A 21,302-nucleotide genomic window follows, 5' to 3' on the forward strand; every position below is an offset into this window, starting at 1 on the left:
AGCGGCACGCTTGAAGGCCGTGCGACAGCCGCACGGGGCGTGATCAAACGCTCAGCGTTCAAGCTGAACGGCTATCGAGCCCAAGTGCCTTGCGCTCCCTATCTTGGGACGGCGGCAGCGATCGCTGGCCTGAAAAACTCGAGGTGGTCCGTTGAGCACTCTGCTCCGGACTGGCCCACGCACCCAGGGCAATGTCTGCAGGCGTCGGATCGAATGCTAAATCGAGCGTTGTCGGAATGTTCTTTGGCCTGAGGGCATGCAGATCTTCTGGTCTCAGATGGGTGTACCGCTTGAGCATCTTCCAATCTTTGTGTCCTGTTACGAGCGCGGCCTGCTCGATCGTGAACCCCGCCTCGAAGAGGCGACTGGCCGCTTCGTGCCGGAGGTCGTGGAATTTGAGGTTCCTGATGCGCAGCTCCTTGCATGCGCGACGGAACGCGGTCCCCACAGAGCGGCCGTTGTAGGGGAAGACAAAGCTGCTGCCTCCGGAGAAAGGCCGCTGCTCCTGGAGAATGGCCCAGGCATCGAATCCGGTGACATCCAGCAGTGGTACTTTCTGGTCATTGCCGTTCTTGTCTCGTGGGTCTTTTCGGTCCCGCACGATCACGGTACGAGCCCGGGCATCGACGTCCTCCCAGCGAATGCGACAGATCTCGTCCTGCCGCATGGCGGTGGCAACTGCGAAACGCATGATTCGTCCGAGAGGAATGATCTGCCGCTGATTTCCGGCGAAATAGTCGGCAAGCGCTTGCAACTCGTCGAGGGTAGGGCGGCGGTCCCGTTCCCGCCCCTTTCCGACCAGGCCCAGGCGCTTGAGCGCAATGCGAGCCAGATCAATGGGCTCAACCTGAACCTGAGTGCCATGCACGGCCGCCGCGTGAGAAACTACGAGCTTGATGTAGCCGATGTCCATGCTGATGGTGATGGGACCTGCGCCTTCCCTGGCGCGGTCCTTGCCAAACTGGATGAGCCGCTCGCGCGTGAGGTCCTTCAGCTTCAACTTGCCCAATTTGGTCTTCAAGGCATCGAGGGTGAAGGCCTTGGACCGCCGGGGCGCTCTCCGCACTTCCTTCATGTCGGTGACATGCAGATCGATCAAATCGCCGAATGTGGTCGGATCCTTGACCTTTGACCGGCGGGGTGCGTCGCCCAGATCGATGCGGCGCTCCGTTGCGAGAGCCCATTCCTGGGCGTCCCTGTACCGTCGAAAGGTTTCACTCGCATAGACACCCTTACGGCGGACTTGCGCGCGCGTGTTGCCGGACGGAAGCTTCGTGAAGGTGGGCATTTCGTGTGCTCTATGTGTGCACTGACAGGGCGAAACAGGGCGTATTCGGGCAAATTTCAGTGCACACGAGCGTGCACACGAGGGTGGTTAAGTGTATGAATGATAACGCTAAGTTGTTGAATTTAAAAGAGAAAGTCGTCTCGGTCGCTCCTATGATGGACTGGACCGACCGCCATTGCCGATTCTTCCACCGCCTGCTCACCCGGCGCGCGTTGCTCTACACCGAGATGGTGACGACCGGCGCGCTGGTGCATGGTGACGTGCCGCGGCACCTGCGTTTCAACGCCGAGGAGCACCCGGTGGCCCTCCAGCTCGGCGGCAGCGAGCCGGCCGACCTGGCGCACTGCGCCAAGCTCGGCGAGGACTGGGGTTACGACGAGATCAACCTGAACTGCGGCTGTCCGAGCGAGCGGGTGCAGCGCGGTGCCTTCGGCGCCTGCCTGATGGCCGAGCCGCAGCTGGTGGCCGATGGCGTGAAGGCGATGGTCGACGTGGTCGACGTGCCGGTCACGGTCAAGCACCGCATCGGCATCGACAAGACCGAGAGCTACGACTTCGTGCGCGACTTCGTCGGCACGGTGAGCGAGGCGGGCTGCCGCACCTTCATCGTCCATGCGCGCAACGCGTGGCTGCAGGGCCTGTCGCCCAAGCAGAACCGCGAGGTGCCGCCGCTGCGCTACGAGCTGGTTCATCGGCTCAAGCACGACTTCCCCGCGCTGCGCTTTTCCATCAACGGCGGCATCGCGCAGACCGAGCAGGTGCACCAGCAGCTGCGCCTGCTCGACGGCGTGATGGTCGGCCGCGAGGCGTACCACAACCCCTGGTGGCTGGCCGAGTGGGATGCCGCCTTCTTCGGCGAGCCGGCGCATGAACTGTCGCGCGAGGACATCGAGCGGCAGATGTGCGACTACATGGTGCGCGAGGCGGCCGAGCACGGCACGCCGTGGTCGAACGTCGCGCGGCACATGCTGGGCCTGCGCAACGGCCTGCCCGGCGCGCGCCGCTGGCGCCAGGTGTGGAGCGACCACCGCCTCAAGGGCGAGGCGCCCCATGCCGTCATGGCCCTGGCGCACGCACAGCCGGTCGAGCCGGTACTGCTGGCCGACTGAGGCGTTCAGGCCACAGCGCGAAGCGCGTCAGCGCCCCAGCACGCGCAGGCCGATCAGAAAGACGGTCGCCAGCGCCAGCAGCAGGGCGACGCACCGCCAGAAGCGCACCGGGTCGCGTTCGACCAGGGGCGTGGCCCGCGAACGGTGGAACGACGGGCCGGGCGACTGGAGGTCGTGCGCGAACTCCGACACCGCCTCCTGCCGCTTGGACGGATCGGGGTGCAGCGCCTTGCCCAGCACCGCATCCAGCCACACCGGCAGTTCCGGCCGCACATGACGCAGCGGCACATAGCGCAGGCCGCGCACGTCGCGCGGCGTGCGAACCCGCGCCGCCTGCAGGCCGTAGGGCAGTTGGCCGCCGAGCATCTGGTAGGTGATGGTGGCCAGCGAGAACAGGTCGGCACGCGGGCTGCCGCCATGGCCCAGCAGGTACTCCGGCGCCATGTACTGCAGGGTGCCGGGCGCGGCGGCCGTTTGCGCGTCGTGCCGGCCTTCGGCCAGCCCTGCCACATGCACGGTGCCCAGGTCGATGAGCTTCACCGTGCCGTGCCGGTCGATCATCACGTTCTCGGGGCGCAGGTCCTGGTGCAGCATCTCCCGCCCGTGCAACGCCTGCAGGCCCCGCGCCAGTTGCGACACGATGGCGCGCACGCTGTCGAGCGAGGGTCGCGGGTGGTCGACCATCCATTGCGCGAGGGTCTGGCCGTCGATGTATTCCATCGCCACGAACAGATGGCTGCGCGGGCGGTCCCCGGCCCAGGCCTTGATGACGTGCGGGCTGTCGATGCGGCGCGCGACCCATTCTTCCAGCACGAAGCGGTCGAGCGCCTCGGCGTCATCCCGCAGGTCGGTCGAGGGTGTCTTGAGCACGACCTGCTGCTGGCTGTCCGTGTCCAGCGCGAGGTGCACGTGGCTGCGCGGGCCGACCTGCAGTTCGCGCACGATGGTGAGGCCCTCGAACACCATGCGCGGCGCCAGCGGCGGCGGCAGGGCCAGCCCGTCGCGCGTGAGTTGCGGGTGGGGTGCATCGGCCTCGGGCAGCGCGTCGATCCGAAGCAGCTGCAGCGTGGCGTCGTCGACACTGCCGCGTTCGCGCGACCGGGCCACCAGCCAGGCCGCCGCCGCGTCGAAGTCGTCGGCGTGGCGGGCCAGCGCCTCGTGCACCGCAGCGGCATCGAGGTGCGCATAGGCGCCGTCGGTCGCTAGCAGGTAGATCTCACCGCGCTCGGCTTCCCAGCAGCGGTAGTCGATCTCGACGTTCGGGCCGGTTCCCAGGGCGCGGCCCAGGTAGGACTCGGCCGAGGACAGGCGCACGCGGTGGTCTTCCGACAACTGCTCCAGCGCATGGGCGTGCAGGCGGAACAGGCGTGCATCGCCGACATGCAGCAGGTGCAGGTCGCGGCCCTTGAGGACCAGCGCGCTGAAGGTGCAGACTTGGCCGCGGTCGCGGTCGAAGCGCGCGTCGCCGTGCATGTTCTGGGCGTGCAGCCAGGCATTGGTGGCGGCCAGCACGCGCTGCGCCGCGCGCCGGACCGACCACGCATCGGAGGTCGCGTAGTAGTCCTCCAGGAAGGCGCGCACGGCGGTCTGGGCGGCCACCTGGCTCACGCTGCTGGAGCTGATGCCGTCGGCCAGCGCCAGCGCGATGCCCTTGCTCGCGAGCACATGCCCCGACGGCAGGCACGCGCCGTGGAAGTCCTGGTTGGCGTGCTGCGTGCTGGCCAGCGAATGCTGGCCCAGCGTCACCCGCAGGCGTGGGCTCATGCGATCTTGCGCTTGGGCCCGGTCTTGTAGTGCGTGGCGTACAGCGTGGCGCCGACGAAGGTCAGGCCGCCCACCAGGTTGCCCAGCACGGTCGGGATCTCGTTCCAGATCAGGTAGTCCATCAGCGTGAACTTGCCGCCGAGCATCAGTCCGGTGGGGAACAGGAACATGTTGACGATGGAATGCTCGAAGCCCATGTAGAAAAAGATCATGACCGGCATCCACATGCCGATGGCCTTGCCCGACACGGTGGTCGACATCATGGCCGCGACCACGCCGGTGGAGACCATCCAGTTGCACATCACGCCGCGGATGAACAGCGTCAGCATGCCGGCGGCGCCGTGCGCGGCATAGCCCACCGTGCGGCCCTCGCCAATGTGGCCGAGCTTCTCGCCGACGGCGTTGGGTGCTTCGCTGAAGCCAAAGGTGAAGATGATCGCCATGAAGACGGCCACCGTCAGCGCGCCGGCGAAGTTGCCGCAGAACACCAGGCTCCAGTTGCGCATCACGCCGCCCCAGGTGGCGCCGGGGCGCTTGTCGAACACGGCCAGCGGCGCGAGCGTGAACACGCCGGTCAAGAGGTCGAAGCCCATCAGGTACAGCATGATGAAGCCGACCGGGAACAGCATCGCGCCGACCAGCGCATTGCCCGTGTTGACCGTCACGGTGACGGCGAAGGCCGCGGCCAGCGCGAGGATGGCGCCGGCCATGTAGGAACGGATGAGGGTGTCGCGGGTCGACATCAGCAGCTTGGATTCGCCGGCGTCGACCATCTTGGTCACGAATTCGGCAGGTGCGAGATAGGCCATGTGATTACCTGAACAAAAAGAAGAGAGATGAAGGGGCGGCGTTCAGCCGAGCGCGACCAGCACGCGGCCGCCGTCGATGCGCACCGTGTGGGTGCGCACCGAGTTCTGCGGCGCTTCGAGGCATTCGCCGGTGCGCAGGTCGAAGTGGTTCTTGTAGAGCGGCGAAGCGACCACGACGCGGTCGCCCAGGCTGCCGACCAGCCCGCGCGACAGCACGCTGGCGCCCGATTGCGGGTCGACGTTGTCGATGGCGTGGAAGCGGTCGTCGCCGATGCGGAAGACCGCGACATGGCGCCCCTGCACCAGCGCGCAGACGCCGGTGTTCGGGAGGATGTCGTCGGCCGCGCAGACGGCGGTCCATGGCAGGGTGTCGGTGGGCATGTGCATGGTTCTCGGGGGGTCAGGCCGGCGTGGCCTCGGCCGGTGCTGCGGCGGTCTCGTCGGGCCGGGCCGGGCGGATCTGGCCGCGCTCCTGGATGAAGACGATGCGTTCGTCGGCCTTGTCGCTGTTGACGAAGGTGCGAAAGCGCTGGCGCACGGTCGGGTCGGTCACGGCGGTCTTCCATTCGCACTGGTAGGTGTCGACCACGTGCTGCATCTGCGCTTCCAGCTCGGTGCCGAGCCCCAGGCTGTCGGCGATCAGCACGTCCTTGAGGTAGTCGAGCCCGCCTTCGAGGTTGTCGCGCCAGGTGCTGGTGCGCTGCAGGCGGTCGGCCGTGCGCACGTAGAACATCAGGAAGCGGTCGATCAGCGCGATGAGCGCATCCTTCGTCAGGTCGCTGGCGATCAGTTCGGCATGGCGCGGCTTCATGCCGCCGTTGCCGCAGACGTAGAGGTTCCAGCCCTTGTCGGTGGCGATGATGCCGACGTCCTTGCCCTGTGCCTCGGCGCATTCGCGGGTGCAGCCCGAGACGCCGAACTTGATCTTGTGCGGCGCGCGCAGGCCCTTGTAGCGGTTCTCCAGCTGCACGGCCAGGCCGACCGAATCGTCCACGCCGTAGCGGCACCAGGTCGAGCCCACGCAGCTCTTCACGGTGCGCAGCGACTTGCCGTACGCATGGCCGCTCTCGAAGCCGGCGGCGATCAGCTCTTCCCAGATCAGCGGCAGCTGGTCTACGCGGGCGCCGAACATGTCGACGCGTGCGCCGCCCGTCACCTTGGTGTACAGGCCGTACTTCTTGGCGACCTGGCCCACGGCGATCAGGCCGTCGGGCGTGACCTCGCCGCCAGGCATGCGCGGGACGACGGAGTAGGTGCCGTCCTTCTGGATGTTCCCCAGGAAGTAGTCGTTGCTGTCCTGCAGGCTGGCCAGTTGGGGCTTGAGCACGAACTCGTTCCAGACCGAGGCCAGCACGCTGGCGGCCACAGGCTTGCAGATGTCGCAGCCCAGGCCTTTTCCGTGCTTGTGCATCAGGTCGTCGAAGGACCGGATCTGGCCGACGCGCACCAGGTGGTAGATCTCCTGGCGCGAATAGGCGAAGTGTTCGCACAGGTGGTTGTTGACCGCCATGCCGCGCTTGGCCATCTCGAACTTCATCACTTGCGTGACCAGCGGCACGCAGCCGCCGCAGGTAGCGCCGGCCTTGGTGCAGGCCTTGATCTCGGCGATGGTGCAGGCGCCCTTTTCACCCAGGCTCACCACGGCCGCGCTGATCTGCGCCTTGCTCACGTTGTTGCACGAGCAGATCTGCGCGGTGTCGGGCAGCGCCTCCACACCCAGGCCCGGCTTGGCCTTGCCGTCGCTCGACGGCAGGATCAGGAACTCGGGCTCGGCCGGCAGCGCGATGCCGTTGAGCGCCATCTGCAGCAGCGTGCCGTACTCGTCGGCATTGCCCACCAGCACGGCGCCGAGCAAGGTCTTGCCGTCCTCGCTGATCACGATCTTCTTGTAGACCTGCTTGCGCTCGTCGATGTACTGGTAGTTGCGGCTGTTGGGCGTCTTGCCGTGCGCGTCGCCGATGCTCGCCACATCGACGCCCATCAGCTTGAGCTTGGTGCTCATGTCGGCACCGGCGAAGGCGGCCTCGGCATCGCCGGCCACGTGCCGGGCTGCCACGCGCGCCATCTCGTAGCCTGGCGCCACGAGGCCGAAGGTCTGCTCGTTCCACGACGCGCATTCGCCGATCGCGTAGACGTCGCGGTCGCTGGTGCGGCAGTGGTCGTCGATGGCGATGCCGCCGCGCGCGCCGAGGGCCAGCAGGCTCTGCCGCGCCAGCTCGTCGCGCGGGCGGATGCCGGCGGAGAACACGATCATGTCGGTCTCCAGCCAGGTGCCGTCGGCGAACACCATGCGGTGGCGGGCTGTGGCCCCGTCGGTGATGTCCACCGTGTTGCGGCCGGTGTGCACGCGCACGCCCAGCTCCTCGATTTTCGTGCGCAGCACACGCCCGCCGCCGTCGTCGACCTGCACGGCCATCAGGCGCGGCGCGAACTCGACGACATGGGTCTCCAGGCCCAGGTCGCGCAGCGCCTTGGCGCATTCGAGCCCGAGCAGGCCGCCGCCGATCACGACGCCGGTCTTGGAGTGGGCGCCACTGGCCTTCATGCCCTCCAGGTCTTCGATGGTGCGGTAGACGAAGGTGTGCGGCCTGTCGCGGCCCGGCACCGGCGGCACGAAGGGGACCGACCCCGTGGCCAGCACCAGCTTGTCGTAGGGCAGCACCTCGCCGTCGACGGTGGTCACGGTGTTGTCGCGGCGCTCGATGGCGGCGGCCCGTGCCGCCAGGCGCAGCGAGAAGCCGCTGCGCGCGAAGAAGTCCGGCGCGACCAGCGACAGGTCGTCGGCCGTCTTGCCGGCGAAGAATTCGGAGAGGTGCACCCGGTCGTAGGCGGGGCGAGCTTCCTCGCAGAGCACCGTGACCTCGGCATGCGAGAGGCCCTGCTGGTGAAGCTCCTCGAGGAACTTGTGGCCCACCATGCCATGACCGACGACGATGATTTTCATGTTGAATCCTGCACGTCCGGCCCCGTGGGGTGCCGTGCAGTCGCTGCATCGCGATGGTGCGACACAGCCTGGGCCCCCGCGGGATGCGGAACGAAATCGGGTTGGAACGACCGAGTGCCGGGCGGATGAACGCTTCAGCGAGTCTCGGGTTCCGCCGTCGTTGGCGGAGGCGATGACCATCGCAGCGGCACTGCGGCGGTGGTCGCAGCAGGTGACGCACGATTCATGCCCGGTGAATCGTGCCGTTTGGCGCAGGGATCGGTGCAGCGCAGGCTTGCCGCCTGCCATGCCGGCACCAAATCAGGGTGGCCGGCCCCAACAATGGGCCGACACGCGCCGGCGCTCAGGCCGCCGCTTCGAGGCCGTTGCTGAAGTGCTCGCGCATGCGGGCCATGGCGGCGGTGGGGTCCCGGGCCACGATCGCGGCCATCAGCGCGCGGTGCTCCCGCAGCGACTCGTCGATGCGCCCCGACTTGAGCAGCGAGTTGTGGCGGTTGAGCTTCATCACTTTGCGCAGGTCGGCCACCATCTGGTCGCGCCAGCGGTTGTTGGCGATGGCCAGCAGTTGCATGTGGAAGCGCTCGTTGATCGCGAAGAAATGTTCGCGGTCGACCTGGCCCGGAATGGCGGCGGCTTCCAGTTCGGCGTGGAGCAACTGCAGGGTGTGCAACTGGGCCTCGGTCGCACGCTCGGCCACCACGCCGGCCGCGTCGGACTCCAGCAGCGAGAGCAGGTGGTACACATCCGCCAGGTCCTGCTGCGACACCTCCGTCACATAGGCGCCGCGGCGCACCTTCATCGTCACCAGGCCCTCGGCGGCCAGCACCTTGAGCGCCTCGCGCAGGGGGGTGCGGCTGATGCCGTATTCCTCCGCGATCTTCATCTCGTCGATCCAGCTGCCGGGCTCCAGCTCGCGGCTGAAGATGCGTTGGCGCAGCAGTTCGGCGACCTCTTCGTAGAGGGCGCGGGGCGTGAGGGTGGCGGCGGACATGGGGCGAATGTACCGCACAAATTTTGTTTGAATTAATAATTACGGATGGTTAGACTCGTCGAAACCAACACCGAGACGAGCGCGGACCCCCGCGTCCGCCAAGCCATGAGCACTCCCGAACCCACCTTCAAGACCGCTGACCTGGCGGCATGGACGAAGGCCGCCGCCAAGTCCGCACCCGGCGGAAACGTCGAAGCGCTGAACTGGCGCACGCCCGACGGCATCACGGTCAAGCCGCTCTACACCGCGGCCGACCTGCAGGGCCTGAAGTACACCGACACGCTGCCCGGCTTCGAGCCTTACCTGCGCGGCCCGCAGGCCACCATGTACGCGGTGCGCCCCTGGACCATCCGCCAGTACGCTGGCTTCTCGACCGCCGAAGAGTCGAACGCCTTCTACCGCAAGGCGCTGGCCGCGGGCGGGCAGGGCGTGAGCGTGGCCTTCGACCTGGCCACCCACCGCGGCTACGACAGCGACCACCCGCGCGTGACCGGCGACGTCGGCAAGGCCGGCGTGGCGATCGATTCGGTCGAGGACATGAAGATCCTGTTCGACCAGATCCCGCTCGACAAGGTGAGCGTGTCGATGACGATGAACGGCGCGGTGCTGCCGGTGCTCGCGGGCTACGTGGTGGCGGCCGAGGAGCAGGGCGTGGCGCAGGACCAGCTGAGCGGAACCATCCAGAACGACATCCTCAAGGAGTTCATGGTCCGCAACACCTACATCTTCCCGCCCGCGCCGAGCATGCGGATCATCGGCGACATCATCGAGTACACGGCAGAGAAGATGCCGAAGTTCAACTCGATCAGCATCAGCGGCTACCACATGCAGGAAGCCGGCGCCAACCAGGCGCTGGAGCTGGCCTTCACGCTGGCCGACGGCAAGGAGTACGTGAAGACGGCGCTGGCCAAGGGGCTCGATGTCGACGGCTTCGCCGGGCGGCTCAGCTTCTTCTGGGCCATCGGCATGAACTTCTATCTGGAGGTTGCCAAGATGCGCGCCGCGCGTCTGCTGTGGTGCCGGATCATGAAGGCGTTCAATCCGCAGAACCCCAAGAGCCTGATGCTGCGCACCCACTGCCAGACCTCGGGCTGGTCGCTGACCGAGCAGGACCCGTACAACAACGTGGTGCGCACCACCATCGAGGCCATGGCCGCGGTGTTCGGCGGCACGCAGAGCCTGCACACCAACGCGCTCGACGAGGCCATCGCGCTGCCCACCGAGTTCAGCGCGCGCATCGCCCGCAACACGCAGCTCATCATCCAGGAAGAGACCCACATCACCAGCGTGATCGACCCCTGGGCCGGCAGCTACATGATGGAGAAGCTCACGCAGGACATGGCCGATGCGGCCTGGACGATCATCGAAGAGGTCGAGGCGATGGGCGGCATGACCCGCGCCGTCGACAGCGGCTGGGCCAAGCTCAAGATCGAGGCGGCCGCGGCCGACAAGCAGGCGCGCATCGACTCGGGCCGCGACGTGATCGTCGGCGTCAACAAGTACAAGCTCAAGACCGAAGACGCGATCGACAGTCTGTCGATCGACAACGTGAAGGTGCGCGACGGGCAGATCGCCAAGCTCAAGGCGATCCGCGCCAGCCGCGACAGCGCGAAGACGCAGGCCGCGCTCGATGCGCTCACTGCCGCCGCCGAAAGCGGCGAGGGCAACCTGCTGGCGCTGAGCATCGACGCGGTGCGCCTGCGCGCCACGGTGGGCGAGATCAGCGACGCGCTCGAGAAGGTCTATGGCCGCCACCGCGCCGACACGCAGAAGGTCAGCGGCGTCTATGCCGCGGCCTACGACTCGGCCGAAGGCTGGGAAGCGCTGCAGCACGAGATCGCGGCATTCGCCGAAGAGCAGGGCCGCCGTCCGCGCGTGATGATCTCCAAGCTGGGCCAGGACGGGCATGACCGCGGCGCCAAGGTGGTCGCCACGGCGTTCGCCGACCTGGGCTTCGACGTCGACATGGGCCCGCTGTTCCAGACGCCGGAAGAGTGTGCCCGCCAGGCCATCGAGAACGACGTGCATGCCGTGGGCGTGAGCACGCTGGCGGCAGGCCACAAGACGCTGGTGCCCGCGATCATCGAAGAACTCAAGAAGCAGGGCGCGGACGACATCATCGTGTTCGTCGGCGGCGTGATTCCGCGCGGCGACTACGAGATGCTGTACGAGGCCGGCGTGAAGGGCATCTACGGCCCCGGCACGCCGATCCCGGCGAGCGCCAAGGACGTGCTCGAACAGATCCGCGCGTCGGTCGCAGCCAAAGACGCAGCGTGAGCGATCTCCTGTCGCGGCTGTCGCTGCAGTCGGTGGATTCCGGCGATTTCGAGGACATGCTGGCGGTGCGCATCGACGCGATGCGCCCAAGCCTGGAGCGGGTCGGGCGCTTCGACCTCGCACGTTCGCGCGAGCGGCTGAGTGCCGGCTTCGTGGTGCCCTTCATGCACCACATCGTCATCGATGGCGAACAGCGCGTCGGCTTCGTCACGCTCAAGCCCGAGGGCTCGGACGCCTTGCGCCTCGACCACCTGTATCTGCGCACCGGCTTCCAGGGCCGCGGCATCGGCGAGTGGGTCATGCGCTGGGCCAAGGCCCAGGCGCGTGCGCAGCAGCGCGACATCACGCTCACCGCCCTCGTGCAGAGCGATGCCAACCGCTTCTACCTGCGGCACGGCTTCGTGCTCGAAGGCGAGGAGGGCGTGGATCTGCATTACCGCTGGCATGCGGATGCGGAGGCGACGTGCTGACCTTGGCGACTACGCTCGAAGGGGCGATCGTCGGATCGGGCGGCATGGCGCAGCGCCGCGCCATCGCCAAGGCGATCACCCTGCTCGAATCGACGCGCGTCGATCATCGAACGCAGGCCGATGCGTTGCTGACGGCGCTGCTGCCGCACACCGGCCGGTCCTTCCGCCTCGGCATCTCGGGCGTGCCCGGCGTCGGCAAGTCGACCTTCATCGAGACGCTGGGCCTTCACCTGATCGAGCAAGGCCACCGCGTCGCGGTGCTCACCATAGACCCCTCGTCCACTGTCTCCGGCGGCTCGATCCTCGGCGACAAGACGCGCATGGAGCGGCTGTCGGTGCACGAGAAGGCGTACATCCGCCCCAGCCCGTCGAGCGGCACGCTGGGCGGCGTGGCCGAGAAGACGCGCGAGGCGATGCTGGTGTGCGAGGCGGCCGGCTATGACGTCGTCATCGTCGAGACGGTCGGCGTCGGCCAGAGCGAGACCGCCGTTGCCGGCATGACCGACATGTTCGTGCTGATGCAGCTGCCCAATGCGGGCGACGACCTGCAGGCCATCAAGAAGGGCGTGATGGAAATCGCCGACCTGGTGGTCATCAACAAGGCCGACCTCGACCGCGATGCCGCCACGCGCGCGCAGGCGCAGATCACGTCGGCGCTGCGGCTCTTCGGCCACCACGGCAACCCGGCGCATGCCGAGATGCTGAAGGCCGCGCATGCCGAGCCTGGATCGCCGCAGGCCGAAGTCCGCTTCTGGCAGCCGCAGGTGATGCAGCTGAGCGCGCTGCTGGGCACGGGCGTCGATGCCTTCTGGGCGTCCGTCACGCGGTTCAGGCAACTGCAGGATGCCAACGGCAGGCGCGCGACGCGCCGCGAGAAGCAGGCGCTGTCGTGGATGTGGGAACGCATCGACGCCGGCCTGAAGCACGCCTTTCGCCAGCACCCAGCCGTGCGCGAACTGCTGCCCGACACGATCGCGCAGGTGGCCGCGGGCCGCTTGCCTGCATCGACCGCCGCACGCCATCTGCTCGCCGCGCAAGCGTCGCGGGCGCCCTGATTGCCAGACCCTTCCGATTCATCTTCCAGACTGAATGCCATGAAAGAAATCCTCGAACAACTCGAACAACGGCGCGCCCAGGCGCGCCTCGGCGGTGGACAGAAGCGCATCGACGCGCAGCACAAGAAGGGCAAGCTGACGGCGCGCGAGCGCATCGAGCTGCTGCTCGACGACGGCACCTTCGAGGAATGGGACATGTTCGTCGAGCACCGCTCGGTCGACTTCGGCATGGCCGACAACAAGATCCCTGGCGATGGCGTGGTCACCGGCTACGGGATGATCAACGGCCGCCTGGTCTTCATCTTCAGCCAGGACTTCACCGTGTTCGGCGGCGCGCTGAGCGAGGCGCATGCCGAGAAGATCTGCAAGGTGATGGACCAGGCGATGAAGGTCGGCGCACCGGTCATCGGTCTCAACGACTCGGGCGGTGCGCGCATCCAGGAGGGCGTGGCCTCGCTCGGCGGCTATGCCGACGTGTTCCAGCGCAACGTGATGGCCTCGGGCGTGGTGCCGCAGATCAGCATGATCATGGGCCCCTGCGCCGGCGGCGCGGTGTACTCGCCCGCCATGACCGACTTCATCTTCATGGTGCGCGACAGCTCGTACATGTTCGTGACCGGCCCGGAGGTCGTGAAGACCGTGACGCACGAGGACGTGACGGCCGAGGAACTGGGCGGCGCGATCACGCACACCACCAAGAGCGGCGTGGCCGACATGGCCTTCGAGAACGACGTCGAGGCGCTGATGATGCTGCGTCGCCTCTACAACTACCTGCCGCTCAACAACCGCGAGAAGCCGCCCGTGCGTCCGAGCGGCGACCCGGCAGACCGTGCCGACCTCTCGCTCGACACGCTGGTGCCCGAGAACCCGAACAAGCCCTACGACATGAAGGAGCTGATCGCCAAGGTGGTCGACGACGGCGACTTCTTCGAGCTGCAACCCGACTATGCGAAGAACATCGTGATCGGCTTCGCGCGCATGGAAGGCCAGAGCGTGGGCATCGTGGCCAACCAGCCGCTGGTGCTGGCCGGTTGCCTGGACATCAAGAGCTCCATCAAGGCGGCGCGCTTCGTGCGCTTCTGCGATGCGTTCAATATCCCGGTCGTCACCTTCGTCGACGTGCCCGGCTTCATGCCCGGCACTTCTCAAGAATACGGCGGCATCATCAAGCACGGCGCCAAGCTGCTCTACGCCTACGCCGAGTGCACCGTGCCGAAGATCACCGTCATCACGCGCAAGGCTTACGGTGGCGCCTACGACGTGATGGCGTCCAAGCACCTGCGCGGCGACGTCAACCTCGCCTGGCCGCGCGCCGAGATCGCGGTGATGGGCGCCAAGGGCGCGGTCGAGATCATCTTCCGCGAAGACAAGAACGACCCCGAGAAGCTGGCAGCCCGCGAAGCCGAATACAAGGCCCGCTTCGCCAACCCGTACGTGGCGAGCACCCGCGGCTACATCGACGACGTGATCCTGCCGAGCGAGACGCGCAAGCGCATCTGCCGCTCGCTTGTCATGCTGCGCGAGAAGAAGCTCGAGAACCCGTGGCGCAAGCACGGCAATATCCCTCTCTGAAAAGACCAAGATGTTCAAGAAAATTCTCATTGCCAATCGCGGAGAGATTGCCTGCCGCGTCATCAAGACCGCGAAGAAGATGGGCATCGCGACGGTGGCCGTCTATTCCGATGCCGACAAGGACGCGCGCCATGTCGAGCTCGCCGACGAGGCGGTGCACATCGGCGGCTCGGCCAGCCGCGACAGCTACCTGCAGGCCGACCGCATCATCGCGGCGTGCAAGAAGACGGGGGCAGAGGCGGTGCACCCGGGCTATGGCTTCCTGTCGGAGAACGAGGCTTTCGCGCGCAAGGTGGAGGAAGAGGGCATCGTCTTCATCGGGCCGAAGCACTACTCGATCGCGGCGATGGGCGACAAGATCGCGTCCAAGAAGCTCGCGAACGACGCCAAGGTCAACACGATCCCGGGCTGGAACGAGGCCATCGAATCGGCCGAGCGGGCGGTGCAGATCGCCAAGGACATCGGCTACCCGGTGATGATCAAGGCCTCGGCCGGCGGCGGCGGCAAGGGCCTGCGCGTGGCGCACGACGACAAGGAAGCCTTCGAGGGCTTCACGGCCTGTCGCAACGAGGCGCGCAACAGCTTCGGCGACGACCGCGTCTTCATCGAGAAGTTCGTGGTCGAACCGCGCCACATCGAGATCCAGGTGCTGGGCGATTCGCAAGGCAACGTCATCTATCTGAACGAGCGCGAGTGCTCGATCCAGAGGCGCCATCAGAAGGTGATCGAGGAGGCGCCGTCGCCTTTCATCAGTGAGGAAACGCGCCGCGCGATGGGCGAGCAGGCCGTGGCGCTGGCCAAGGCCGTGAAGTACCAGTCGGCGGGCACGGTGGAGTTCGTGGTCGGCAAGGACCAGAGCTTCTACTTCCTCGAGATGAACACGCGCCTGCAGGTGGAGCACCCGGTGACGGAATGCATCACCGGCCTCGACCTGGTCGAGCTGATGATCCGTGTCGCCGCGGGCGAACCGCTGCCGTTGAAGCAATCGGATGTGAAGCGCGAGGGCTGGGCGATCGAGTGCCGCATCAACGCCGAAGACCCGTTCCGCAACTTCCTGCCGTCGACCGGCCGCCTGGTGAAGTTCCAGCCGCCGAAGGAGACGATGTTCTCGGCCGACACCGAACATCTGTACGGCGTGCGTGTCGACACCGGCGTGTACGACGGCGGCGAGATCCCGATGTTCTACGACTCGATGATCGCCAAGCTGATCGTGCACGGCAAGGACCGCGCGCATGCGATCGCGATGATGCGCGAGGCGCTCAACGGCTTCGTGATCCGCGGCGTCAGCAGCAACATCCCGTTCCAGGCGGCGCTGCTCGCGCACCCGAAGTTCGTCGCCGGCGACTTCAACACCGGCTTCATCGCCGAACACTACAGCCAGGGCTTCCATGCGGAAGACGTGCCGCACGACGACCCGGGCTTCCTGGTGGCGCTGGCGGCCTTCATGCATCGCCGCTACCGCGCGCGCGCCTCGGGCATCAGCGGCCAGCTCGAAGGGCATGGCGTGAAGATCGCCGAGCAGTTCGTCGTCGTCACGCTCGACGTGAAGGGCGAGCATGTGCACACGCCGGTGTCGGTGACGGATTTCAAGGGGACCAACGGGTCGAGCGCGGTGCAGGTCGGCGACAGGCGCTACGAGATCGGCAGCAGGGCGGCCCTGGGTGCGGTGCGCATCGAGGGCGTGGTCAACGACAAGCCTTTCGTGGCCCAGGTGGAACGCGGCGCGGGCAAGAACCCGCTGGCGCTGCGCCTGTCGCACGACGGCACGCAGATCGACGCGATGGTGCTGTCGCCGCTGGGGGCGCGGCTGCAGAAGCTGATGCCCTACAAGGCACCGCCGGACCTGAGCAAGTTCCTGATGTCGCCGATGCCGGGCCTGCTGGTCGAGGTGTCGGTGCAGCCGGGGCAGCAGGTGCAGGCCGGGGAGAAGCTCGCGGTGATCGAGGCGATGAAGATGGAGAATGTCCTGTTCGCCACGCAGGACGGCGTGGTCGGAAAAATCTCGGCGGCCAAGGGGGAATCGCTCGCCGTCGATCAAATCATTCTGGAGTTCAATTGATGGGTGCCAACGATATGCAGGCCGTGACGATTCACCGGCCGACCAAGGTGGCCGTGCCGCAGGGCGACTGGACGATCGAGGCGATCCAGGCGCTGCTCGACAAGCCGCTGATGGATCTGCTTTTCGAGGCGCAGACGGTGCATCGCCAGCATTGGCCCGAGGGGACGATCGAGTTGGCCACGCTGTTGTCGGTCAAGACCGGCGGCTGCCCCGAGAACTGCGGCTACTGCCCGCAGGCGGCGGAGTTCGACACCGGCGTGAAGGCCGAGAAGCTGATGGCGGTCGACGAGGTCGTGCGCGCTGCGCAGGCCGCCAAGGATGCCGGCGCCACCCGCTTCTGCATGGGCGCGGCATGGCGCGCGCCCAAGGACCGTGACATCGAAAAAGTCGCAGAGCTGATCGGTGCGGTGAAGGGCCTGGGCCTGCAGACCTGCGCAACGTTGGGCATGCTCGAGTCGCACCAGGCCACGGCGCTGAAGGACGCCGGGCTCGACTACTACAACCACAACCTCGACACCGCGCCCGAGTACTACACCGACGTGGTGAGCACGCGCGCCTACCAGGACCGGCTCGACACCCTGCAGCATGTGCGCAGCGCCGGCATCAGCGTGTGCTGCGGCGGCATCGTCGGCATGGGCGAGGCGCCGGTGCATCGCGCCGGCCTCATCGCGCAACTGGCCAACCTGCAGCCGTACCCCGAGTCGGTGCCGATCAACAGCCTGGTGCGGGTGCCCGGCACGCCGCTGGCGGACAGCGCACCGATCGACCCTTTCGACTTCGTGCGCGTGATCGCCGTTGCGCGTATCACGATGCCCAAGGCACGCGTGCGGCTCTCGGCCGGCCGGCAGCAGATGGGCGACGCGGTGCAGGCGCTGTGCTTCATGGCGGGCGCCAACTCGATCTTCTATGGCGACAAGCTGCTCGTCACGGGCAACCCCGACGTGGAGGCCGATGTGCAGCTGCTGCGCAAGCTGGGCCTGAAGGCACGGCAGGTTTCGACGAGCGCAGGAGCCGAGGGATGACACGTCCGTTCAAGGTGCTGGGCATCCAGCAGATCGCTATCGGCGGCCCCGACAAGCTGCGCCTGCAGACGCTGTGGGTCGACATGCTGGGGCTCGAGGTCACCGGCACCTTCAAGAGCGAGCGCGAGAACGTCGACGAGGACATCTGCGCGATGGGCGTCGGGCCGTTCAAGGTCGAGGTCGACCTGATGCAGCCGCTCGACCCGGACAAGAAGCCGGCGGTGCACGCCACGCCGCTCAACCACGTGGGCCTGTGGATCGACGACCTGCCCAAAGCTGTCGAATGGCTCACCGCGCAGGGCGTGCGCTTCGCGCCGGGCGGCATCCGCCAGGGCGCGGCCGGCTTCGACATCTGCTTCCTGCACCCGAAGGCGAACGACGAATTTCCGATTGCAGGCGAAGGCGTGCTGATCGAGATGGTGCAGGCGCCGCCCGATGTCGTGAAGGCCTTCGCTGCCTTGGCAGCAGCGCCGAACTGAGGCCGCGGCCGGGTCTGTCAGCGCTTCGCGTTGCGGGCGCGGGCCAGCGCGGCTTCGACGATCGAGCGCTTGCGCGCGTCCGCATCGGGTGCGGCGGCGGCCGGTGTCGTGTCCGGTGCCGTTGCGGTGCGGCGTTGCCGGTGCACGGTGTAGCGCGCCAGGGCCGCGTCGGCCTGCGCCTTCGACCAGGCCTGCCAGCCGCTGCGGCCGGGCGTTTCGTTCTCGAGCGAGATGCAGTCGACCGGGCACACCGGAATGCACAGCTCGCAGCCGGTGCAGTGCGCCTCGATGACGGTGTGCATGCGCTTGTGGATGCCGACGATCGCATCGGTCGGGCAGGCGTCGAGGCACAGCGTGCAGCCGATGCACCAGGCTTCATCGATGACGGCCATGGCGCGCGGGCCTTCGCTGCCGCAGGTGGGGTCGAGCGGAAGCGCCGGCGTGCCGGTCAGGGCCGCGAGCCGGGCGACACCCTCTGCACCGCCGGGCGGGCAGCGGTTGATGGCCGCGCCTTCGTGCGCGATCGCCTCGGCGTAGGCTTGGCAATCGGGGTAGCCGCAGCGCGTGCACTGCGTCTGCGGCAAGGCGTCGTGCAGGCGCTGAGCGAGCACGACGGGCGGTGTCACCGCAGGATTAGCGTGCACCTCGGCGGGCCGGGGCGGCCACCTTGCGTGCAGCGGTCTTGACGACGACCTTCTTGGCCGCAGCCTTCGGTGCCGGAGCCTTCGTTACCGCAGCCTTGGCAACGGGTCGAACGGCCTTCTTCGCCGGTGCGGTGCTGGCGCGGCGGGCCGGCCTGGCGGTCACGGTGTCTTCGGCCGTCACGGCGGCCGGCGCCGAGGCGATGGCGCGCTTCTGCGGCGCGTCGTGCGTCGCGATGAAGGCCTTGAGCTGCGGGTACACCAGGTCGCGCCAGCGGCGGCCGCTGAAGATGCCGTAGTGGCCGGCGCCCTGTACCTCGAAATGCTGGCGCCGCGATTCCGGTATGCCGGTGCAGAGGCCGTGCGCGGCCTGGGTCTGGCCCGAACCCGAGATGTCGTCGAGCTCGCCCTCGACCGTGAGAAGCGCACTGCCGGTGATGTCCTGCGGCTTCACCCGTTCGATCGAACCGTCGGCGTTGCGCACGTCCCAGGTGCCGTTGACCAGCAGGCATTCCTGGAACACGACGCGGATGGTCTGGAGGTAGTAGTCGGCGTCCATGTCGAGCACGGCGTTGTACTCGTCGTAGAACTTGCGGTGCGCCTCGACGCTGGCGTCGTCGCCCTTGATCAGGTCCTTGAAGTAGTCGTAGTGGCTGGTCGCGTGACGGTCGGGGTTCATCGCGACGAAGCCCGTGTGCTGCAGGAAGCCGGGGTACACGCGGCGGCCGGCGCCCGGGAAGTTATCGGGCACACGGTAGATCACGTTGTTCTCGAACCACTCGAAGCTCTTGTTCATCGCGAGGTTGTTGACCGCCGTGGGCGACTTGCGCGCGTCGATCGGGCCGCCCATCATCGTCATCGACAGCGGCGTCTGTTCGCCACGGCTGGCCATGAGCGACACGGCCGCCAGCACCGGTACGGTCGGCTGGCACACGCTGATGACGTGGCAGTTGCCGTATTCCGCCTGCAGGTGGCGGATGAAGTCCTCGACGTAGTGGATGTAGTCGTCGAGGTGGAAGGCGCCTTCCGACATCGGCACCGTGCGTGCGTTCTTCCAGTCGGTGACGTAGACCTTGTGGTCCTTCAGCATGGTGCGCACCGTGTCACGCAGCAGCGTGGCGTAGTGGCCCGACAGCGGCGCCACGATCAGCACCACGGGCTGCTTCTTCAGCACCTGCAGCGTGGCGGGGTCGTCGGTGAAGCGCTTGAAACGGCGCAACTGGCAGAAGGGCTTGTCGAGCTCGACGACCTCCTGGATGACCACGTTGTTGCCGTCCACGTCGACCGACGTGATGCCGAACTCCGGCTTCTCGTAGTCCTTGCCCAGCCGATAGAGCAGGTCGTAGCCGGCCGCCATGCGTTGCGCCATCGGCGTGCTCGACAGCGGCGACGTCCCGTTGCTGAAGAGTTTGGCCGCGGCCTGGGCGAAGTCCGTCAGCGGTTCCATCAGGGACCGCTGGGCTTCATAGAGGTGATAGAGCATCGTGATCCGGAGGTCTGGTTGTTGCAGTGCAATATATCGGCAGAACCAGGGTTCGGGCGTAGGGTCCGAACCCTAAGCCCTGTCACTCAATGGACTCAAATGAGTCAAATGACCTTGGCGACGCTCTGGCAGACGTAATCGATGTTCTTGCTGTTGAGCGCGGCGACGCACATCCGGCCGGTGTCGGTGCCGTACACGCCGAATTCGTTGCGCAGGCGCACCATCTGGTCCTTGGTGAGGCCCGAGTAGCTGAACATGCCGATCTGCGCGGTGATGAAGCTCATGTCCTGCTTCACGCCCGCGGCCTTCAGTCCGTCGACGAACTTCTGGCGCATCGCCTTGATGCGGGTGCGCATCTCGGCCAGCTCCTTTTCCCAGACCGCACGGCGGGCCGGGTCGTTCAGCACGGCGGCCACCACGGCGCCGCCGTGGGTCGGCGGGTTGCTGTAGTTGGTGCGGATCGCGATCTTGAGCTGCGACAGCACGCGGGCGGCTTCGTCCTTGCTCTCGCACAGCACCGACAGGGCGCCGACGCGTTCGCCGTACAGGCTGAAGCTCTTGGAGAACGAGGTCGAGACGAAGAAGCTCAGGCCGGCCTCGACGAACTTGCCGACGACGGCACCGTCTTCGGCGATGCCGTGGCCGAAGCCCTGGTAGGCCATGTCGAGGAAGGGGGTCAGGTTCTTGGCCTTGACGGCGGCGATGACCTGGTCCCACTGCGCGGCCGTGATGTCGTAGCCGGTCGGGTTGTGGCAGCAGGCGTGCAGCACGACGATGGTGCCGGCCGGTGCGGCGTTCAGCGCGGCCAGCATGCCGTCGAAGTCCACGCCGCGCTTGGCGGCGTCGTAGTAGGGGTAGGTCTCGACCACGAAGCCGGCGTTGGTGAACAGCGCGCGGTGGTTTTCCCAGCTCGGGTCGCTGATCAGCACCTTGGCGTTCGGGCTGAGCTTCTTGAGGAAGTCGGCGCCGACCTTCAGGCCGCCGGTGCCGCCGATGGCCTGGATCGTGGCCACGCGGCCCGATTGGACCGGCTCGCTGTCGGCGCCGAAGACCAGGCCCTTGACGGCGTTGTCGTAGGCGACGATGCCGTCGATCGGCAGGTAGCCGCGGGCCGTCGGCGTTTTCATCATGTCTTCTTCGGCCGCCTTCACGCACGCCAGCAGCGGCAGCTTGCCGTTGTCGTCGTAGTACACGCCGACGCCGAGATTGACCTTGTTGGGGTTGCTGTCGGCGGCGTATTGCTCGTTGAGACCAAGGATCGGGTCGCGCGGCGCCATCTCGACGGCGGTGAACATAGACATGAAGAAGTCCTCTGGATGAATCTGGCAGGGGGCCCGAA

17 protein-coding genes are annotated in these 21,302 nt (G+C 67.0%); 8 read left to right on the forward strand and 9 right to left on the reverse strand.

Translation table 11 applies throughout. The features are described from left to right. Positions 1 to 58 precede the first annotated feature (58 nt). Positions 59 to 1,288 (reverse strand): site-specific integrase, encoded by a 1,230-nt coding sequence (locus tag N8A90_RS08665; protein WP_262074328.1) that lies wholly within the window; start codon positions 1,286 to 1,288, stop codon positions 59 to 61. Positions 1,289 to 1,383: 95 nt separating this feature from the next. Here N8A90_RS08665 and dusA point away from each other — a divergent pair, with 95 nt between their 5' ends. After that, positions 1,384 to 2,397, forward strand: coding sequence for a tRNA dihydrouridine(20/20a) synthase DusA (gene dusA, locus N8A90_RS08670; protein ID WP_262074330.1), 1,014 nt, complete (start codon positions 1,384 to 1,386; stop codon positions 2,395 to 2,397). 27 nt (positions 2,398 to 2,424) lie between these two features. On the opposite strand, the gene N8A90_RS08675 is transcribed toward dusA, so the two are convergent. The 5 genes from N8A90_RS08675 to N8A90_RS08695 form a co-directional block, all read right to left on the reverse strand. Beyond that, a complete protein-coding gene (locus tag N8A90_RS08675; RefSeq protein ID WP_262074331.1) occupies positions 2,425 to 4,161 on the reverse strand; it encodes a bifunctional protein-serine/threonine kinase/phosphatase in 1,737 nt (578 codons plus the stop codon). After that, positions 4,158 to 4,970 carry a formate/nitrite transporter family protein gene (locus N8A90_RS08680; RefSeq protein ID WP_262074332.1) on the reverse strand — a complete coding sequence of 271 codons (813 nt, stop codon included), beginning with the start codon at positions 4,968 to 4,970 and terminating at the stop codon, positions 4,158 to 4,160. The genes N8A90_RS08675 and N8A90_RS08680 overlap by 4 nt, the downstream gene beginning before the upstream one ends. Before the next feature lie 42 nt (positions 4,971 to 5,012). After that, entirely contained in the window at positions 5,013 to 5,351 is a 339-nt protein-coding gene (gene nirD / locus N8A90_RS08685) for a nitrite reductase small subunit NirD (protein ID WP_262074424.1), read from the reverse strand. 19 nt (positions 5,352 to 5,370) lie between these two features. Then, on the reverse strand, positions 5,371 to 7,914 hold the full coding sequence (gene nirB / locus N8A90_RS08690) for a nitrite reductase large subunit NirB (protein ID WP_262074333.1): 2,544 nt from the start codon (positions 7,912 to 7,914) through the stop codon (positions 5,371 to 5,373). A gap of 343 nt (positions 7,915 to 8,257) precedes the next feature. Next, positions 8,258 to 8,905, reverse strand: coding sequence for a GntR family transcriptional regulator (locus N8A90_RS08695; protein ID WP_262074336.1), 648 nt, complete (start codon positions 8,903 to 8,905; stop codon positions 8,258 to 8,260). 105 nt (positions 8,906 to 9,010) lie between these two features. Here N8A90_RS08695 and scpA point away from each other — a divergent pair, with 105 nt between their 5' ends. From scpA to N8A90_RS08730, 7 genes are read left to right on the forward strand one after another with little or no spacing between them, the layout of a single operon-like run. Further along, positions 9,011 to 11,182: a methylmalonyl-CoA mutase gene (gene scpA, locus N8A90_RS08700; protein WP_262074338.1), complete on the forward strand. Its 2,172-nt coding sequence runs from the start codon at positions 9,011 to 9,013 to the stop codon at positions 11,180 to 11,182. Then, positions 11,179 to 11,652: a GNAT family N-acetyltransferase gene (locus N8A90_RS08705; protein ID WP_262074339.1), complete on the forward strand. Its 474-nt coding sequence runs from the start codon at positions 11,179 to 11,181 to the stop codon at positions 11,650 to 11,652. The genes scpA and N8A90_RS08705 overlap by 4 nt, the downstream gene beginning before the upstream one ends. A 44-nt stretch (positions 11,653 to 11,696) precedes the next feature. Then, the gene (gene meaB, locus N8A90_RS08710) at positions 11,697 to 12,707 is read left to right on the forward strand and encodes a methylmalonyl Co-A mutase-associated GTPase MeaB (protein WP_262074426.1); all 1,011 of its coding nucleotides are present in this window, start codon (positions 11,697 to 11,699) and stop codon (positions 12,705 to 12,707) included. Between the two features lie 39 nt (positions 12,708 to 12,746). Next, positions 12,747 to 14,279 carry an acyl-CoA carboxylase subunit beta gene (locus N8A90_RS08715; protein WP_262074340.1) on the forward strand — a complete coding sequence of 511 codons (1,533 nt, stop codon included), beginning with the start codon at positions 12,747 to 12,749 and terminating at the stop codon, positions 14,277 to 14,279. Positions 14,280 to 14,289: 10 nt separating this feature from the next. Beyond that, a complete protein-coding gene (accC, locus tag N8A90_RS08720; protein WP_262074342.1) occupies positions 14,290 to 16,338 on the forward strand; it encodes an acetyl-CoA carboxylase biotin carboxylase subunit in 2,049 nt (682 codons plus the stop codon). Beyond that, positions 16,338 to 17,360 (forward strand): biotin synthase BioB, encoded by a 1,023-nt coding sequence (gene bioB / locus N8A90_RS08725; protein ID WP_262074344.1) that lies wholly within the window; start codon positions 16,338 to 16,340, stop codon positions 17,358 to 17,360. Before accC ends, bioB begins: the two co-directional genes overlap by 1 nt. Next, entirely contained in the window at positions 17,357 to 17,839 is a 483-nt protein-coding gene (locus N8A90_RS08730; protein WP_262074346.1) for a VOC family protein, read from the forward strand. The genes bioB and N8A90_RS08730 overlap by 4 nt, the downstream gene beginning before the upstream one ends. A gap of 17 nt (positions 17,840 to 17,856) precedes the next feature. Here N8A90_RS08730 and N8A90_RS08735 read toward each other — a convergent pair whose 3' ends face one another. The 3 genes from N8A90_RS08735 to N8A90_RS08745 all read right to left on the reverse strand — a co-directional run bounded on the left by N8A90_RS08735 (position 17,857) and on the right by N8A90_RS08745 (position 21,264). Next, positions 17,857 to 18,465: an RnfABCDGE type electron transport complex subunit B gene (locus tag N8A90_RS08735; RefSeq protein ID WP_262074348.1), complete on the reverse strand. Its 609-nt coding sequence runs from the start codon at positions 18,463 to 18,465 to the stop codon at positions 17,857 to 17,859. A gap of 7 nt (positions 18,466 to 18,472) precedes the next feature. Then, positions 18,473 to 19,963 carry a polyhydroxyalkanoate depolymerase gene (locus N8A90_RS08740; protein ID WP_262074350.1) on the reverse strand — a complete coding sequence of 497 codons (1,491 nt, stop codon included), beginning with the start codon at positions 19,961 to 19,963 and terminating at the stop codon, positions 18,473 to 18,475. A gap of 104 nt (positions 19,964 to 20,067) precedes the next feature. Next, positions 20,068 to 21,264, reverse strand: coding sequence for an amino acid aminotransferase (locus N8A90_RS08745; protein ID WP_262074352.1), 1,197 nt, complete (start codon positions 21,262 to 21,264; stop codon positions 20,068 to 20,070). Between the last annotated feature and the right edge of the window lie 38 nt (positions 21,265 to 21,302).

This window comes from Variovorax sp. N23 (genome assembly GCF_025486315.1).
Taxonomy (GTDB): Bacteria; Pseudomonadota; Gammaproteobacteria; order Burkholderiales; family Burkholderiaceae_C; genus Variovorax.

Coding starts and splice junctions, on each gene's coding strand:
- N8A90_RS08715 (WP_262074340.1), top strand. CDS start 12,747: ATGAAAGAAATCCTCGAACAACTCGAACAACGGCGCGCCCAGGCGCGC.
- N8A90_RS08740 (WP_262074350.1), bottom strand. CDS start 19,963: ATGCTCTATCACCTCTATGAAGCCCAGCGGTCCCTGATGGAACCGCTG.
- N8A90_RS08665 (WP_262074328.1), bottom strand. CDS start 1,288: ATGCCCACCTTCACGAAGCTTCCGTCCGGCAACACGCGCGCGCAAGTC.
- N8A90_RS08695 (WP_262074336.1), bottom strand. CDS start 8,905: ATGTCCGCCGCCACCCTCACGCCCCGCGCCCTCTACGAAGAGGTCGCC.
- scpA (WP_262074338.1), top strand. CDS start 9,011: ATGAGCACTCCCGAACCCACCTTCAAGACCGCTGACCTGGCGGCATGG.
- bioB (WP_262074344.1), top strand. CDS start 16,338: ATGGGTGCCAACGATATGCAGGCCGTGACGATTCACCGGCCGACCAAG.
- N8A90_RS08680 (WP_262074332.1), bottom strand. CDS start 4,970: ATGGCCTATCTCGCACCTGCCGAATTCGTGACCAAGATGGTCGACGCC.
- N8A90_RS08675 (WP_262074331.1), bottom strand. CDS start 4,161: ATGAGCCCACGCCTGCGGGTGACGCTGGGCCAGCATTCGCTGGCCAGC.
- nirD (WP_262074424.1), bottom strand. CDS start 5,351: ATGCCCACCGACACCCTGCCATGGACCGCCGTCTGCGCGGCCGACGAC.
- accC (WP_262074342.1), top strand. CDS start 14,290: ATGTTCAAGAAAATTCTCATTGCCAATCGCGGAGAGATTGCCTGCCGC.
- meaB (WP_262074426.1), top strand. CDS start 11,697: ATGGCGCAGCGCCGCGCCATCGCCAAGGCGATCACCCTGCTCGAATCG.
- dusA (WP_262074330.1), top strand. CDS start 1,384: ATGAATGATAACGCTAAGTTGTTGAATTTAAAAGAGAAAGTCGTCTCG.
- nirB (WP_262074333.1), bottom strand. CDS start 7,914: ATGAAAATCATCGTCGTCGGTCATGGCATGGTGGGCCACAAGTTCCTC.
- N8A90_RS08745 (WP_262074352.1), bottom strand. CDS start 21,264: ATGTCTATGTTCACCGCCGTCGAGATGGCGCCGCGCGACCCGATCCTT.
- N8A90_RS08730 (WP_262074346.1), top strand. CDS start 17,357: ATGACACGTCCGTTCAAGGTGCTGGGCATCCAGCAGATCGCTATCGGC.